At 74.4% G+C, this 16,255-nt stretch carries 7 protein-coding genes; all 7 read right to left on the bottom strand.

Annotation, left to right across the window (positions count from 1 at the left end):
• Positions 1-2 precede the first annotated feature (2 nt).
• Positions 3-6,545: an amino acid adenylation domain-containing protein gene (locus tag ACIQGQ_RS23830; protein ID WP_402398659.1), complete on the bottom strand. Its 6,543-nt coding sequence runs from the start codon at positions 6,543-6,545 to the stop codon at positions 3-5.
• On the bottom strand, positions 6,542-11,617 hold the full coding sequence (locus tag ACIQGQ_RS23825; protein WP_402398658.1) for an amino acid adenylation domain-containing protein: 5,076 nt from the start codon (positions 11,615-11,617) through the stop codon (positions 6,542-6,544). Before ACIQGQ_RS23825 ends, ACIQGQ_RS23830 begins: the two co-directional genes overlap by 4 nt.
• 72 nt (positions 11,618-11,689) lie before the next feature.
• Positions 11,690-11,905: an MbtH family protein gene (locus ACIQGQ_RS23820; RefSeq protein ID WP_402398657.1), complete on the bottom strand. Its 216-nt coding sequence runs from the start codon at positions 11,903-11,905 to the stop codon at positions 11,690-11,692.
• Positions 11,906-12,080: 175 nt separating this feature from the next.
• Positions 12,081-13,253, bottom strand: a complete 1,173-nt coding sequence (locus ACIQGQ_RS23815) for an FAD-dependent monooxygenase (protein ID WP_402398656.1) — start codon at positions 13,251-13,253, stop codon at positions 12,081-12,083.
• Complete coding sequence (locus tag ACIQGQ_RS23810; RefSeq protein WP_402398655.1) at positions 13,250-14,713, bottom strand: condensation domain-containing protein; 1,464 nt, start codon at positions 14,711-14,713, stop codon at positions 13,250-13,252. Before ACIQGQ_RS23810 ends, ACIQGQ_RS23815 begins: the two co-directional genes overlap by 4 nt.
• Entirely contained in the window at positions 14,710-15,420 is a 711-nt protein-coding gene (locus ACIQGQ_RS23805; protein WP_402398654.1) for a 2-hydroxychromene-2-carboxylate isomerase, read from the bottom strand. The genes ACIQGQ_RS23810 and ACIQGQ_RS23805 overlap by 4 nt, the downstream gene beginning before the upstream one ends.
• A 76-nt stretch (positions 15,421-15,496) precedes the next feature.
• The gene (fabG, locus tag ACIQGQ_RS23800; RefSeq protein ID WP_402398653.1) at positions 15,497-16,240 is read right to left on the bottom strand and encodes a 3-oxoacyl-ACP reductase FabG; all 744 of its coding nucleotides are present in this window, start codon (positions 16,238-16,240) and stop codon (positions 15,497-15,499) included.
• Positions 16,241-16,255: the final 15 nt, after the last annotated feature.

The following is a 16,255-nucleotide window of genomic DNA, read 5'->3' as shown; positions in this document are numbered from 1 at the left end:
GGTCAGCCTTCCTGGGCCGTGCGGGCGTCGAGTGCGGCGGCGAGGTGTTCCACCGTGTGGTGGCGCAGTGCGGTCGCGAGGTCGAGGGGGAGCCCGGCCCTGCGGGCGGCGAGCAGCAGGGGCGGGACGAGCAGGGAGTCGCCGCCGAGGTCGCGGAAGTCGTCGTGGACACCGACCTGTTCGAGGCCGAGCACTTCGGCCCAGACGGCGGCGAGCCGCCGTTCGGTGTCGCTGCGCGGTTCCTCGTAGGGGGTGTCGGCGGCGGTGGCGGCGCGGGCCACCAGGGCGAACCGGTCGCGTTTGCCGTTGTCGCCGAGCGGGAGCGCGGGCAGGGCGGTGACGGTGGCCGGTATGGCGGCGGCGGGCAGTACCGCGCGCAGCCTCTCGCGCAGGGCGGGCACGTGGACGGTGTGTCCCTCGGCGGGCACCACCCAGGCCGCGAGGCGCTTGCCGCCGTCGGCGGCGTCGACGGCGGCGACGAGGGCTTCGCTCACGGCGGGGTCGGCGGCGAGCGCGGCCTCGGCCTCGCCGGGTTCGACGCGGTGTCCGCGGATCTTGACCTGGTCGTCGGCGCGGCCGAGGAACTCCAGGGCGCCGCCGGGCAGGCGGCGGGCCAGGTCCCCGGTGCGGTAGAGGCGGGCGCCCGGCAGTCCGTAGGGGTCGGGCAGGAACGCGGCGGCGGTCGGGCCGGGGCGTCCGGCGTAGCCGCGGGCGAGTCCGTCGCCGCCGAGGTACACCTCGCCGGCGATGCCGTCGGGGACCGGGCGCAGCAGGTCGTCCAGGAGTCGCAGGGTGACGCCCGGGAGCGGGGAGCCGAGGGCCACGAGGGTGCGCGGGTCGCGGGGCCGTTCGGGGGCGTGCAGGGTGTCGGCGTGCTGGAGTCCGGTCCGGACGCCGGAGGCTGCCGGGGCGGGGCGGGGTGCGGGGCGGTGCCGGGGCAGGACGCGCAGGGCGGTGGCGGCGACGGTGGCCTCGGTGGGGCCGTACTCGGCGGCCAGGGCCATGGAGCCGGCCCGGGTGCGGGCGGTGACCCGGTCGGCCTGGTCGGCCGGGTAGGCGTCGCCCGCGCAGACGGCGAGCGCGGCCAGGGAGCCGAGTTCGGTGTCGGTCAGCTGGGTTTCCAGGAGTGCCAGGTGGCCGGGGGTGAGTCCGACGAAGGAGTAGGGCGCGCCCTTGAGGAGTTCGGCGCCGAACTCCCCCGGTTCGTAGGACTGCGGGAGCAGTCGTACGGTCTGGCCGGTCATCAGGGGGGCGTAGAGGGCGGGGATTCCGAGGTCGAAGCCGACGGAGGTGAACCATGGTGCGCCGCCGGTGCCGGCGGCGGCGTACTGCTCGACGGCCCAGTGCAGGTAGTGGGCGAGGGAGCGGTGGCTGATCTCGACGCCCTTGGGGGTGCCGGTGGAGCCGGAGGTGTGCAGGACGTAGGCGAGGCGGTCGGGGTCGTGGGCGGTGGCGGGCCGGGCGGGTACGGGGGTGTCGTCGATGTCCTCGGTGACCAGGAGGGGGATGTCGCCCAGGCGGGCGGCGTGCCGGCGTTCGGTGACGGCGAGCGCGATGCCGGCGGCGGCGATGCGGGGGTCGGGGGTGCAGGGGTCCAGGGGTACCTGGGCGGCTCCCGTCTTCCAGACGCCGAGGAGTGCGGCCACCAGGTCGGGGCCCCGGTCCAGGAGTACGGCGACGCGGGTCTCGGGTCCGGCGCCGAGGGCGCGCAGCCGGTGGGCGACGGCCTCGGCGCGGGCGTCGAGGCGGGCGTAGGAGAGGGTGGTGGAGCCGTGGGAGAGGGCGGGGGCCGCCGGGGTGCGGGCGGCCTGTGCCTCGATGGCGCCGAGGACGTCGGCGGGGGTGTCGGAGTGCGGCAGGGCGGGTGCGGCGAGGGCGGCGCGTTCGTGGGTGTCGGGGTAGGCGCCGCGGGCGTCGCCGTCGGCGCCGGTGCGTGCCATGTCGGTGAGGACGGCGGTGTAGAGGGCGGCGAGGCGCTTGGCGCGGCCCCGGGAGAGGGTGCCGGTGCGGGAGGCGAGGGAGAGGTGGCCGCGTACGGGGGTGCCGACGACGAGCCGGAACTCGTTGGGGCTGTCGTCGCGGCTGGCCATGATGTCGATGAGTTCGGTGTCGACCTGGTGGAAGTCCAGGTAGTGGAAGAGGACGTCGATGAGGTGGGACTCGCCGCCGGGGACGCGCATGGCGGGCATCGGGTAGCGGCGGTGCGGCCACAGTCCGACCTCGTGGGCGAAGACCTGCTGGGCGAGTTCGCCCCAGGTCCTGGCGGTGCGCTCGTAGGGGAAGGGCACGGAGTTGAGGTACATGCCGGAGACGCGTTCGGCGCCGGCCTCCTCGGGGCGGGCGTCGGCGACCATGCCGCCGCGGAACCGTGTGGCGCGGGTGAGCAGGGACAGCACCTTGCTGTGGGCGGCGTGCAGGACGCTCTTGTAGGGGACCTCGGCGGCGGTGGCCAGGGCGCGCAGGCCCGGTTCGGTGTCGCCGAGCGGGATGTCGATGCGGTAGCGCTCGTCGCCCTCGTCGTCGCCCTGCCAGCCGGTGGGGACGCTGAAGCGTTCGTAGGTGTCGACGATGTGGCGCCAGTGGTCGCGGTCGGCGGTGTCGTCCAGGGAGCGCAGTTCGCCCGCGACGAAGTCGGCGTAGCGGACGGCGGGCAGGGGCGGGGCGGGCTCGGGGTCGGTGCCGGAGCGCAGTGCGTGGTAGGCGCGGACCATCTCCATCAGCTGGGAGTGGTAGCTCCAGCCCTCGATGACGGGGTGGCATTCGGTGATCGACAGCCACCAGCTCTCGTCGTCCAGGAGGTGGACGGCCATCCGCATGAGCGGTGCGCGGGTGAGGTCGAAGAGTTCTTCGCGGTCGCGGTCGGCGAACTCCCAGAGGGCCTGTTCGCGCTGGGTGGCGGGCAGGTGGCGCAGGTCGTGGAAGACGCAGGGCATCCGGGCGGCGGCGTGGACGAGCTGGAGGGGCCGGGAGTAGCCGTCGAGGGCGAAGGAGGTCCGCATGACCTCGTGGCGTTCGACGATGAGGTCGGCGGCGCGCTGGAAGGCGTCGGGGTCGAAGGGGAGTTCGTCGCGGATCCGGAAGGAGGTGATGTTGTGGTAGCGGTTCTCGGTGCTGCGTCCGTGCATCTCGACGATCATCCCGGCCTGGGTGAGCGAGACGGGGTAGGCGTCGGTGACGTCGGCGGGCAGGGCGGCGCGGTCGTCGTCGCCGATGAGGGCGAACCGGGCGACGGTGGTGCCGGGTCCGGTGGTGCCGGCGTCGCCGAGTGCGGCGCGCAGGCGGGCCACGGTGCGGTGGGCGAAGATGTCGCGGACGCTGGTCTCCCAGCCGGCCTCGCGCAGGGCGCCGACGAGGGTGACGGCGCGGATGGAGTCGCCGCCGAGCTCGAAGAAGTTGTCGTGGACGCCGACGGTGTCGCGGCCCAGGACGGTGGCCCAGATCGCGGCGATGGCGCTCTCGGTGGCGTCGCGGGCCCCGACGTAGGCGCCGACGGCGGTGGCGGCGCGGCCGGGGGCGGGCAGGGCGCGGCGGTCGAGTTTGCCGTTGGCGGTCAGCGGCAGGGCGTCGAGGGTGAGGTAGGCGGCGGGCACCATGTAGGACGGGAGGGTGTCGCCGGCGCGGGCGCGCAGGGCGGCCGGGGTGAGGTCGTCGGGGCGGGCGCCTTCGGCGGGGACGACGTAGGCGACGAGTTCCCTGGCTCCGGGGGTGTCCTCGCGGACGAGGGCGACGGCTTCGGCGACGGCGGGGTCGGCGGTGAGTGCGGCCTCGATCTCGCCGGGTTCGATGCGGTAGCCGCGGAGTTTGACCTGGTGGTCGGCGCGGGCGACGAAGTCGAGGTTGCCGTCGGGCAGGACCCGGGCGATGTCGCCGGTGCGGTAGAGCCGGGTGCCGGCCGGGCCGTAGGGGTCGGGGACGAAGCGCTCGGCGGTCAGGTCGGGGCGGCCCGCGTAGCCGCGGGCGACGCCGATGCCGCCGATCCACACCTCGCCGGGCACGCCGATGGGCAGGGGGCTGAGGTGTTCGTCGAGGACGTACATGGTGGTGTGGGGGACGGCGCGGCCGATGGGGACGAGTTCGGTGGTGAGGGGGGTGTCGAGGAAGTAGGCGGAGTTGCCGACGGTGATCTCGGTGGGGCCGTACTCGGCGGCGAGGCGGGGGCCGTCGGGGCCGGCGGAGGCGGTCCAGCGTTCGGCGAGGCGGGCGGTGAAGGAGTCGCCCGCGGCGATGACGAGGCCGGCCAGGCCCTGGATCTGGTCGTCCGTCAGCTGTTGCTGGAGCAGGTCGAGGTGGCCGGGGGTGAGTTTGATGAAGGCGTACGGTGCGCCGGCGGTGAGCAGGGCGCCGAGGTCGGCGGTGTCGAAGTCCTGCGGGAGCAGGTCGACGGCGCGGCCGGTCATCAGGGGTGCGTAGAGGTCGGGGACGCCGAGGTCGAAGGCGATCGAGGAGAACAGGGGGGCGCCGCCGGGGCCGGCGTCCGCGTAGGCCTGGACGGTCCAGCCGAGGTAGTTGGCCAGGCCGCGGTGGGTGACGAGGACGCCCTTGGGGCGGCCGGTGGAGCCGGAGGTGTAGATGACGTAGGCGAGTGCGTCGAGGTCGTACGTGGTGGGCAGGGCGGCGGTGGCGGCCGTGCGGGCGGCCTGTTCGGCGGGGTCGTCGGTGACCAGGACGGTGCGGCCCGTGCCGTCGGCGAAGCGGGCGGCGTGGCGGGTCTCGGTGAGGACGGTCCGGGTGTCGGTGGTGGCCAGCATGTGGGCGATGCGCTCGTCCGGGTAGCCGGGGTCGACGGGGACGTAGGCGGCGCCGGCGCGCCAGATGCCGAGGAGGGCGGTGATCAGGTGCGGTGAGCGGTCCAGGAGGACGGCGACGGTGTCCTCGGGGCCGATGCCGAGTCCGGCGAGCCGGCGGGCGTGGCGTTCCGATTCCTCGGCGAGCCGGCGGTAGGTGTAGGTGGTGCCGTCGTGGCGCAGGGCGGTGGCGTCGGGGGTGGCCGCGGCCTGTTCGAGGATGGTTTCCAGGACGGGGCGCAGGGCGGTGGCGTCGAGGGGGTGGTCGGTGCCGACGGGGGTGGCGGGTCCGTCGAGGAGGAGGGCGCGTTCCTGGGGGCCGATGGGGTCGAGGGCGGAGAGCGGGGTGCGGGGGGCGGTGGCGATCTGGGCGAGGAGGTGGGTGTAGTGGCCGGCGATCCGGGCGGCGGTGGTGTCGTCGAAGAGGGCCGTGGCGTATTCGAGGCTGCCGTGCAGGGTGCCGTCGGCGCGTTCGGTGAGGTGCAGGGTCAGGTCGAAGCGGGCGATGGCGCCGGCGGCCGGGACGGGTTCGGCGGTGATGCCGGGCAGTTCGGGTCCGTCCGTTCCCTCGCCGGACGCGAGGTCGAACATGACCTGGAAGAGCGGTGTGGTGGACAGGTCGCGTTCGGGCTCCAGCTCGTCGGCGATCCGGTCGAACGGGGTGTCCTGGTGGTCGAAGGCGTCCAGGACGGTGGTGCGGTTGGCGGTGAGGACGTCCTCGAAGGCCGGGTCGGTCCCCCAGCGGGCGCGCAGTACCAGGGTGTTGTAGGCGTATCCGGCCATCTGCCGCAGTTCGGGGCGGGTGCGGCCTGAGACGGCGGTGCCGACGGCGATGTCCTGTTTGCCGGTGTAGCGGCCGAGCAGGACCTGGTAGGCGGTGAGCAGGACCATGAAGAGGGTGGCGTCGCCCTGGTCGGCGACCCGGCGCAGCGCGGTGGTGGTGGCGGCGGGGACGTCGAAGCCGTGGGAGGCGCCGCCCCAGGTGCGTGCGGCGGGGCGGGGCCGGTCGGTGGGCAGGGCGAGGGGTTCGACGCCGGTGAGTTCGCGGCGCCACCGGTCGAGGCCGCGGTCGGCGTCGGGGCCGTTCTGGCGGCGGGCGGCCCAGGCCGCGTAGTCGGCGTACTGGACGGGGGGTTCGGGCAGTTCCTCGCCCCGGTAGAGGGCGGCGAGGTCGGTCAGGAGCAGGGGGCGGGTCAGTGCGTCGCAGGCGATGTGGTGCATGACGACGAGCAGGACGTGGTCGTCGGGGGCGAGGCGCAGCAGCCGTACCCGCAGGGGGTGGTCGGTGGCGAGGTCGAAGGGCTGGGTGGCGTGGGCCTCGGTGAAGGCGACGGCGGCCGTGTCGCGGGCGGCGGGGTCGAGGCCGGGCCGGTCGGTGACCGTGAGGTCGACGGGGCCGGCCGGGTCGACGGCCTGCCGGGGTTCGGCCGCGTCCAGGACGTAGCGGGTGCGCAGGATCTCGTGGCGGGCGGCGAGTGCGTCGAACGCCCGGCGGAGGGTGTCCGTCGAGAGGGGGCCGTGGAGCCGGTGCGCCATGGGCAGGAGGTATTCGGGGCTCTTGGGGTCGAGTTGGTGCAGGAACCACAGCTGGCGTTGTCCGGAGGAGAGTCCGAGGGGTTGGGTGCGGTCGGCGCGGGGGATGGTGGCGGCCCTGGCGGGGGTCCTGGTGCCTTGCCCGGCGCGTCCGGCGAGGCGGCGGCGCAGGAGTGCGGCGCGCAGTTCCTCCTGCGTGGGCTGCGTCGGCGCGGTGGGTGCGGTCACGGCTGGTACTCCCTGTGGGCGAGGGCGAGTTCGGCTTCGGTGAGCGTCTCTATCTCGGCCGTCACGGCTTCTTCCACGGCTTCGGCGAGCCGGGCGACGGTGGGGCGTTCGAAGACGGCTCGCAGGGGCAGTTCGACGTCGAACTCCTCCTGGATGCGGGCGATGACCTGGGCGGCGCGCACGGAGTTCCCGCCGCTGCGGAAGAATCCCTGGCGGGAGCCGATCCGGTGGCCGTTGACGGCGTCGGGGCCGAGCAGTACCTCGGCCCAGATCCCGGCGATGATCTCCTCGACGGGACCTTCGGGTGCGGTGTACGGCTCGTCGGCGAGGGCGGCGGCGAGGTCGGGTACGGGCAGGGCGGCGGTGTCGGCCTTGCCGTGCCGGGTGAGGGGTACGGCGGTGATCGGGACGAGCAGTGCGGGGACCATGTAGTCGGGCAGTCTGCGGGCGCAGTGGTCCAGGAGTGTGCTGTCGGCGGGTACGGGCATGTGGTCGGCGGCGACCCAGTAGCCGATGAGTGCGGCGTCGGGGCCGGTGCCGTGGACGGTGACGACGGCCTGGGCGACGGAGGGGTGTTCGGCCAGGACGTTCTGGACCTCGCCGGTCTCCACGCGCCGGCCGCGGATCTTGACCTGGCCGTCGGCGCGTCCGGCGAATTGCAGGGTGCCGTCGGGCAGCATGCGGGCCGTGTCGCCGGTGCGGTAGAGGCGGGTGCCGGGGTCGCCGTAGGGGTCGGGCACGAACGCGGCGGCGGTCAGGTCGCCCCGGCCGTGGTAGCCGCGGGCGAGGGCGGTTCCGCCGATGCACAGTTCGCCGGTCACTCCGTAGGGGACGGGGGTGAGGTTCTCGTCCAGTACGCGGACGGTGCAGTGCGGGTAGGGGCGGCCGATCGGGACGGTGCGTGCGGTGTCGTGGGCGTCCCACCGGGTGGAGGCGATGGTGGTCTCGGTGAGGCCGTACTCGTTGATGAACCGCCACAGTCTGCGCGAGAGGTCGCGGGCGAGGGCGGGCGGGCAGTCCTCGCCGCCGGTCTTGCCGACCAGGGGGCGGTGGCCGAGTCCGGCGTCGATGAGCATCTGCCAGTGGGTGGGGGCGGCCTGCAGGTGGGTGACGGCGTGGCGGTCGATGAGGGCCAGCTGGGCGCGGTGGTCGCGCAGTTCGTGGTCCTGGGCGAGGACCACCCGGCCGCCGGCGACGAGCGGCATGACGAGTTCGGTCCAGGAGATGTCGAACGTGGGCTGGGCCAGGGCGAGGTAGGCGTCGTCGGGGCCCTGGCCGAAGTCCAGGTGGGCCTGGAAGGCGCGCAGGGTCGGCAGCAGGGTGCGGTGTTCGACGGCGACGCCCTTGGGGCGGCCGGTGGAGCCGGAGGTGTACATCAGGTAGGCGAGGCGGGTGCCGTCGGCGGCGGGCAGCGGGTCGGCGTCGGGCGGCGGTGTGGTGCCCGGTTCGGTGTCCAGGGTGAGGACGGCGCCGTGGTGGATGCCGGCCAGGCGTGCGGCGCCCGCGGTGTCGGTGACCAGGACGCCGGCCCGCGAGTCGGCGAGGACGTGGGCGATGCGGTCGTCGGGCGCGCCGGGGTCGAGCGGGACGTGGGCGGCGCCCGCGTGCCAGCCGGCGAGGATCGTGGCGAGGAGGTCGGGGGTGCGGCCGAGCAGCACGGCGACGGTGGTCTCCGGGCCGGCGCCGAGGGTGCGCAGCCGGTGGGCGAGGAACGCGGCGCGGCCGGTCAGCTGTTGGTACGTCCAGGTCTCGTCGCCGCAGACGACGGCCGGGTCCTGCGGGGAGCGCCGGGCCGCGTCCGCGACGGCGGTGTGCACGGCGCCGTCGGAGGTTTCGGTGGGGGTCTTTCCCGGGCCGGCCGGGCCGGGGCCGTGGGCGACGAGTTCGGTGCGCAGTGCGGCGGGCAGGAGGTCGGCGGTGCCCAGGGGGGTCCACGGGTCGTCGGCGACCGTCTCCAGGAGCCGGGTCCAGCAGTCGGCGAACCGTTCGACGGTGGCGGGGTCGAACAGGGCGGTGGCGTACTCGGCCATGCCGAGCAGGGAGCCGTCGTCCTGGCGCTGCACGACGAAGGTGAGGTCGGTGCGGGCGGCCTGCCAGGCTCCGCGGAAGGCGTCGAGGTCGCCGGAGGTGGTCGCGGTGCCGGTGCGGCCCTCCTCGTGCAGGTCGAACATGACCTGGTAGAGCGGGGTGCGGGCGGTGTCGCGGCTCTCGTCGAGTTCGGCGACGAGCCGGTCGAAGGGCAGTTCCTGGTGGGCGAAGGCCGTTCGGGCGGTGTCGCGGACCTTGACGACGGCGTCGTGGAAGGTGTCGTGGGCGGCGGCGTCGCAGCGCAGTACGAGGGTGTTGAGGAAGAATCCGACGACGTCGGCGGTCTCGGGCCGTTCCCGGCCGGCGACCGGGATGCCGACGGGGACGTCCCAGCGGCCGGTGAGGCGGGCGACGAGCGTGGCGAACGCGGTGAGCAGGGTCTGCTGGAGGGTCGCCCCGCAGCTGCGGCCGAGGGCGGCGACGCGTTCGGTGAGCGCGGCGGGGACGGTGAAGAGGTGGACGGCGCCGTGTGCGTCGCGCACCGGTGGCCGGGGCCGGTCGGCAGGCAGGTCGAGCGGGGCGATGCCGTCCAGGGCCCGCTTCCAGTGGTCGAGTTCGCGGGCGACGAAGGTGTCGGTGAGCCGGGCGCGGCGGTGGGCGGCGTGGTCGGCGTACTGCACCGGGAGTGCGGGCAGGCGGGCGTCGGTGCCGGTGTGGGCGGCCTCGGCGAGGGCCTTGAGGTCGCGTTCGAGGACGACGGAGGACCAGCCGTCGCAGGCGATGTGGTGCAGTGAGAGGACCACGTGCAGGTGCCCGGTCCCCCGGCGTACGGTCAGGGCCCGCCAGACGGGGCCGTTCTCCAGGTCGAAGGGGCGGGCGAACTCCTCCTGCACCAGGGCGTTGAGCTCGTCGGCGGTCGCGGCGGTCGCGGTGCGGATCCGGGGCGGGCGGGTGCCGGGGGCGTCGGCGGTCTGGACGGGTTCGGTGCCGTGCAGGACGTACCGGGTGCGGAGGATCTCGTGCCGGTCGGCGAGGGCGGCGAGGGCGGTGGCGACGGTGGCGTCGCTGTACCGGGCGGGCAGGGTGAGGAAGACGGGGGCGTTCCACTCGCTGCTGCCGGGGCGCAGCCGGTCCAGGAGCCACATGCCCTGCTGGCCGGGTGACAGGGGCATTCCCTCGGGCTTGCGGGGCACGGGGAGAACCGTTTCCGCAGGGTGGTCGTCGCCGGTCGGGTCGCCGGGGCGGCCGATCAGGGCGGCCTGGGTCTCGACGGTGGTCGCGGTGAACAGGGCGCGCAGCGGGATCCGGGTGCCCGCGGACGCGGACAGCAGTTCGGAGAGCCGGGTCAGCATCAGTGAGGAGCCGCCGAGCTGGAAGAAGTCGTGGGTGGCGCCGATCTGTCCGGCGGGGACGCCGGTGAGCTGTGCCCAGATCTCGGTGACGGCGCGTTCGGCGGCGTCGCGTACCGGGACGTGGGCGGCCTTGGTGCGGTCGGCGGCCGGGTCGGGCAGTGCGCTGCGGTCGATCTTCCCGCTGGCGGTGAGGGGCCACTCGTCGACGGTGGTGAACACGGAGGGCACCAGGACGTCGGGCAGGGTGCGGCGCAGGAAGGCGCGCAGTTCGTCGGGGCGGGGTGCTTCGCCGCGCGGCTGTACCCAGGCGGCGAGGCGGTGGCCGCCGGTGGCGGGGTCGGGGACGGCGGCGGCGACGGCGGTGCGTACCCAGGGGTGGGCGGCGAGCGCGGCCTCGACCTCGCCGGGTTCGATGCGTACGCCGTTGACCTTGACCTGCTGGTCGAGGCGGCCGAGGTATTCGAGGACGCCGTCGGCGCGCCAGCGCACCTTGTCGCCGGTGCGGTAGAGCCGCTGTCCGTCGTGGTGGGGGTCGGGGACGAAGCGTTCGGCGGTCAGGTCGGGGCGGCCCAGGTAGCCGTGGGCGAGTTGGATGCCGCCCGCGTGGAGTTCGCCGGCGACGCCGACGGGCACGGGCCGGCCCGCCGGGTCGAGGACGACGACGCGCATGTTGCCGATGGGGCGTCCGATGGGGACGGCGCCGGTGTCCCGGTCCGGGTCCCAGGGGTGCTCGGTGATGTCGACGGAGGCCTCGGTGGGTCCGTAGGTGTTCCAGATCCGTACGCCGGGGGCGCGTTCGAGGATGCGGCGGCACAGGTCGGCGTGGAGGGGTTCGCCGGCGCTGAAGACCAGGCGCAGGGCGGTGGCGCGTTCCCAGCCGGGTTCGTCGACGAGGCGCCGGTAGACGGAGGGGACGCCCTGCAGGACGGTGACGCCGTGGTCGGCGACGGTGGTGAGCAGGGCCGCGGGGTCGTGTTCGGCGCCCTCGGGGGCGAGGACGAGGGCGGCGCCGCTGATGAGGGGGGAGAACAGTTCGAGTCCGGCGGCGTCGAAGCCGACGGTGGTCTTGAGGAGCACCCGGTCGGCGGGGCCGAGGCGGTGGCGGTGGGCCAGCCAGCGCACCCGGTTGGCGATGCCGGCGTGCGGGACGAGGACGCCCTTGGGGCGGCCGGTGGAGCCGGAGGTGTGCAGTACGTAGGCGGGCCGGGCCGGGTCGGCGGCGGACTCCGGTGCCGCTGCGGCCGGTTCGCCGGTGACGTCCTCGGCGAGCAGGGTCCGGGTGCCGGCGGGCAGTTTGCCGGCGGTGGCCCGTTCGGCGAGGGCGACGGGGGCCTGCGCGTCGTCCAGGACGAGGGCGATGCGGCTTTCGGGGTGGTTCGGGTCGAGCGGTACGTAGGCGCCGCCCGCGAGCCAGACGCCGAGGAGTCCGGCGACCAGGTCGGGTCCGCGGTGCAGGCACACGCCCACGAAGTCGCCGGGGCGCACGCCCAGGGCGTGCAGGCGGGCGGCGAACAGCGTGGCGCGGGCGCCGAGTCCGGCGTACGTGACCGTGGTCCCGTCGGGGCCGATCACCGCGGGCGCGTCGGGGGTGCGGGCGCGCTGGGCGGCGAACAGGGCGGGCAGCAGGGGTGCGGTCCTGGGCCGGGCGGTGGTCGCACCGGCGTCCGGGCCCGACAGCGTGCGGTCGTTCACAGTCTCTCCTCCATCGGGATCGGGCGGCGCGGTGGGGGTCGGGCCCGGCCTCGGATCCGGTGGCCAGTTCGGTCAGGCGGCGGTGGCGTCCATGCGCCGGCGCAGGCTCAGCGGGCGCAGGTCGGTCCAGATCCCGGCGATGTGCGCGAGGCACTCCTCGCGGGTGCCCTCGGTGCCCTCGGTGTGCCAGCCGGCCGGCAGGGCGCGGTCGGCCCACCAGATCGAGTACTGCTCCTCGTCGTTGAGCACGACGCGGTACAGGGTCTCTTCGGTCTGCTTCTCGCTCATCAGTTCGACGTCCCTCTGTGTGGTCGGTTATGGACATGGTTGAAGGGGGAGCTATCCGGGCCCTATGCCGACGATGTATTGGCCGGGCCCGGGGTGTGGTGGAACGCCAGGGGCCCCTGGCGCGGGGAGAGCGCCAGGGGCCCCTTGTCCGGGTGGGCGGTGCTGCGGCCGTGGGTCAGACCGCCCGGGGAAGGCGGTCCCGTGTCCCGGTCAGGGCCGCCTCGGCGTCGTGGTCGAGGACCCAGTCGACGTTCTCGGCGTCGAGGCGGCGCCGGGCGGCGTCCCCCGGCTGCTGCCCGGTCCGGGAGCCGAGCTGCACGCGGGTGGTGTGCGGCCGGCGTGCCCGCTCGTAGCGGTGCAGTGCGGCGGCGATGCCGTCCGGGCCGGGTACCGCCTCCTTGAGGCAGACGGCGAGTGCCACGGCGTCCTCGACGGCCTGGTTGGCGCCCTGTCCGTGGTGCGGGAGCATCGGGTGGGCCGCGTCGCCCAGCAGGGTGGTGCGGGCGGTGCTCCACCGCTCCAGGGGCTCGCGGTCGTACAGTGCCCAGCGGCGCACCTCCCCCGCCGCGTCGGCCAGTGCGCGCACGGCCGGGTCCCAGCCGGTCAGGACGGCGGCCAGGTCGGTGCGGTCGCCGGCGCTGGTCCACGACTCGGCGGCGCCCTCGGCGGCCGGGGTCACCACGACGAAGGTGAACTGCCGTCCGCCGGCGACCGGGTAGAGCAGGACGCGGGCGCCGGGGCCCGCGTACATGTACATCAGGGCCGGGTCCAGTGCGGGCAGGCCGGCGGCGTCGGCCAGGCCGCGCAGGGCGCTGTTGCCGGAGTAGACCGGGGTGTCCTCGCCCGCGACGGTGCGGCGGACCGCCGAGTGCATGCCGTCCGCGCCGATCAGTACGTCGGCGTGGGCGTCGGTGCCGTCCGCGAAGTGCAGGACGACCCCGTGCCCGGTCTCCTCGTACCGGACGAGTTCCCTGCCGGTGTGCACCCGCTCGGCGGGGACCCGGGAGGCCAGCATCCGGTGCAGGTCGCCGCGGTGCACGGTGTAGTACGGGGCGCGGAACCGCTGCTGCCACGCCTCGCCCATCTCCTGGCGGGCCACGAGGGCGCCGTTGTGGAAGGCCCGTATCTCCAGTGCCTCGGGGCGCACCGCGCTCCGCTCCAGCTCCGGTCCGAGGCCGAGGCGCTGGAGCAGCCGGGTGCCGTTGGGGCCCAGGTGCATGCCGACGCCCTGTTCGCGCAGTTCCTCCCCGCGTTCGTGGACCTGGACGTCCAGGCCGCGGTGGTGGAGCGCGGCGGCGGCCGTCAGGCCGCCCAGTCCCGCGCCGGCGATCGCGATGCGCGGGGTCATCGGTGGTCCCGGGAGTTCTCGAAGGATTCGAAGTCGTCGAAACCGGCGGAGCCGTCGGTGTCGTCGAAGGAGGTGGTGCCGAGGGCGAGCAGGGCGGCCGTCTCGTCCTGTCCGGTCAGTTCGACGTCGGTGATGCGGGTGTCCGGGTCGGTGACACCGGCGGTGAGCATCCGTTCGTATCCGTCGGCGAACCGCTCGACCGTGGCGTGGTCGAAGAGGTCGGTGTCGTAGGAGAAGACGGCGGTGATGCCGTCGGGGGTCTGCTCGATGCGCAGCAGCAGGTCGAGCTGGCCCTCCTGCTGGGGTACGTCGACCAGGGCGATGTCCAGTCCCTTGTAGGTGACGGACGGGCCGATGACCTGTCCGGGCGGGACGTTGGGGACCGGCGGGTCCATCCGGTCCATCTGGACCAGGAACAGTGCGGTGCGGAAGACGGTGGCCTGCGGGAAGGCCAGGGCGCACGGGTAGCGGACGTTGACCATGCCCCGCATGATCCGTTCGCCGGCCAGTGCGGCGGTGGTCCGGAAGGTGCTGCCGGTGTCGAACTCGGCGCGGAGCGGCATGGTGTTGAGGAAGCAGCCGATGACGTCGCGCTGTGCCTTGCCCATCCGGCTGGTCGCGGGTACTCCGAGGACGAATTCCTCCTGGCCGGTCCAGCGGTGGGTGAGGGCCTGGAAGACGCCGAGGAGGTAGGCGAACGGGGTGACGCCGGCGGTGTCGGCGGCGGGGTCGATGCCCCGGGCGCAGGCCGGGTCGAGGACGCGGACGACGGTGCCGCCTGTGAGCGAGCGGACCGCGGGGCGCGGCCGGTCCGGCGGGAGCTGTGCGGCGGGTGCCCCGGCGACCGATTCGCGCCACCGGTCCGCGCCGCGCCGGCCCGCCTCGGAGGCGGTGTGGCGCAGTTCCTCGGCGGTGTGGTCGGTGTAGGAGCCGGGGATGGGCCGCCAGGCCGGGGCGGTGCCGGAGGCGATGGCGGTGTAGGCGTCGAGGAGGTCGCGCACGAGCAGCCAGCGCGAGGTGAAGTCGCTGACGATGTGGTGGGCGGCGGTGACCAGCACCCACTCGTGGTCGGTGCGGCGCAGCAGGACGACCCGGAAGGTGCCGGATTCCAGGCGGAAGGGGCGGGCGCCGGCCTCCTGTGCGGCCTGTCGCAGGGCTTCGTCGTCGAGGGGGCCGAGGTCGTTGAACTCCATGTGGACCAGGGCGTGTTCGGCGGTGGTGCGGACGGGTGCGCCGTTGTTCTCGGTGAAGACGGAGCGCAGCAGTTCCTGGCGTTCGCCGACGGCGGTGACGGCCCGGGCCATGGCGGCCGGGTCGAGGGGGCCGCGCAGCAGCAGGGGCATGACGATGTTGTAGGAGGCGCTGTGCGGTGCGACGCGGTACGCGGTCCACATCGCTTCCTGGACGGCGGTGAGCGGGAGGGTGCTGCCGGCCGTGGCGCGTTCGGTGGTGGTGTTCATCCGCAGCCTCCCGCGTGGCTCATGTCGGTGGTCCGGCCCGCGGCGGGCTCGGCCGGCGGCTCGGCGGCGGCTGGGGTGGGGGTGGGGTCGAAGGAGGCCGCGAAGGCGGTGACGCGGTCCAGGCCCCAGTACGGTTCGCCGCCGTTGATGAAGTACGGGACGCCGAAGACGCCGTCGCGGTGCACGTCGAGCAGGGCGCGTACGCCCTGTTCGCGTACGAGGGGGTGGTGGGGGGCCTGGGCGACCTCGGTTCCGTCCAGGCCGATCTCCTCGGCGAGTTCGCGTACCACGTCGGGGTCGCAGATGTCGCGTCCCTCCAGCCAGCGGGCGCGGCCGGCGCGTTCGACCCAGGTGCGGCCCAGGCCCTCGCGTTCGGCGAGGAACCAGGTCAGGTGGGCCGGCTCCCACCAGGGTGTGCGGTCCACCGGCCAGGTGAGGGCCAGGCCGCGGTCGGCGGCGAGTCTGCGCACGTCGCGCAGGATGTAGAACTGTTTGGCCCGGGACATGGGGTGGAACGGGAACGCGGCGCCGGGCGAGGCCTCGGCGAGGAGTTTCTCGCTGGTCGGGTCCGGTTCCCAGAACGGGCGCCATTCGACGCGGTCGAGGAGTTCGGGGTGGTCGCGTTCCAGGTCGGCGAGGGCGAAGAAGTTGTAGGGGCTGCGCAGGTTGAAGTAGAAGCGGGGCGGCTTGGCGGTGCGGGCGGTCACGGCGGGCTCCTGGGAGTGGCGGGCGGGGCGGGGCGGTGGTCTGTGCCGGGCACCTTGCGGGGGTGCGGGGGCGGGGTCAGACGACCAGGCCGCCGTCGATGGAGAAGACCTGTCCGGTGATGTACGCGGCGCGGTCGGAGGCGAGGAACGCCACGAGTTCGGCGACCTCCTCGGGCTCTCCGAACCGGCCGAGCGGGATGCTTCTGGTCATCTCCTTGGCGTACTTCTCGGAGAGTGCGCCGGTCATGTCGGTGCGGATGAAGCCGGGTGCCACGGTGTTGGCGCGCAGTCCGGCCCGGCCGCCCTCCTTGGCGAGGGCCTTGGTGAAGCCGATGATCCCGGCCTTGGAGGCCGAGTAGTTGGTCTGGCTCGCCTGGCCCCGGGAGGCGATCGAGGAGAGGGTGATCACGGTGCCGCGGCGGCGCTTCATCATGGGGAAGACGAGTGCCTTGGCGAAGTTGTACGTGCCGTCGAGGTTGGTGCGCACCACGGCGTCCCAGTCGTCGTCGGTGAGGGTGGCCAGGTTGCTGTCCCGGACGATTCCGGCGGCGGTGACGAGGGTGTCGACCGGGCCGAGGGTGTCCTCGGTCTCGGCGACGAAGGCGCGTACGGCGTCGCGGTCGGTGACGTCGAGGCGGCCGGTCAGGGTTCGGGCGCCGTGTTCCCGGGCGGATTTCGCGGCGAGTTCGGCCGCTTCCGCGCGGGACTGGTAGCACAGGGCCACGTCGTGTCCGTCGCGGGCCAGGACCTCCACGACGGACCGTCCGATGCCGCGCGATCCGCCGGTGACGAGGGCCACCGGCCTGGGGGTGTCGGACATGGTGTGTGCCCTTTC

The sequence above is a fragment of the Streptomyces sp. NPDC092952 genome, assembly GCF_044754785.1.
In the GTDB taxonomy this organism is placed as follows: Bacteria; Actinomycetota; Actinomycetes; order Streptomycetales; family Streptomycetaceae; genus Streptomyces.
Note: the sequence above shows the minus strand (reverse complement) of the source record. Positions and strands in the feature narration are given on the sequence as shown.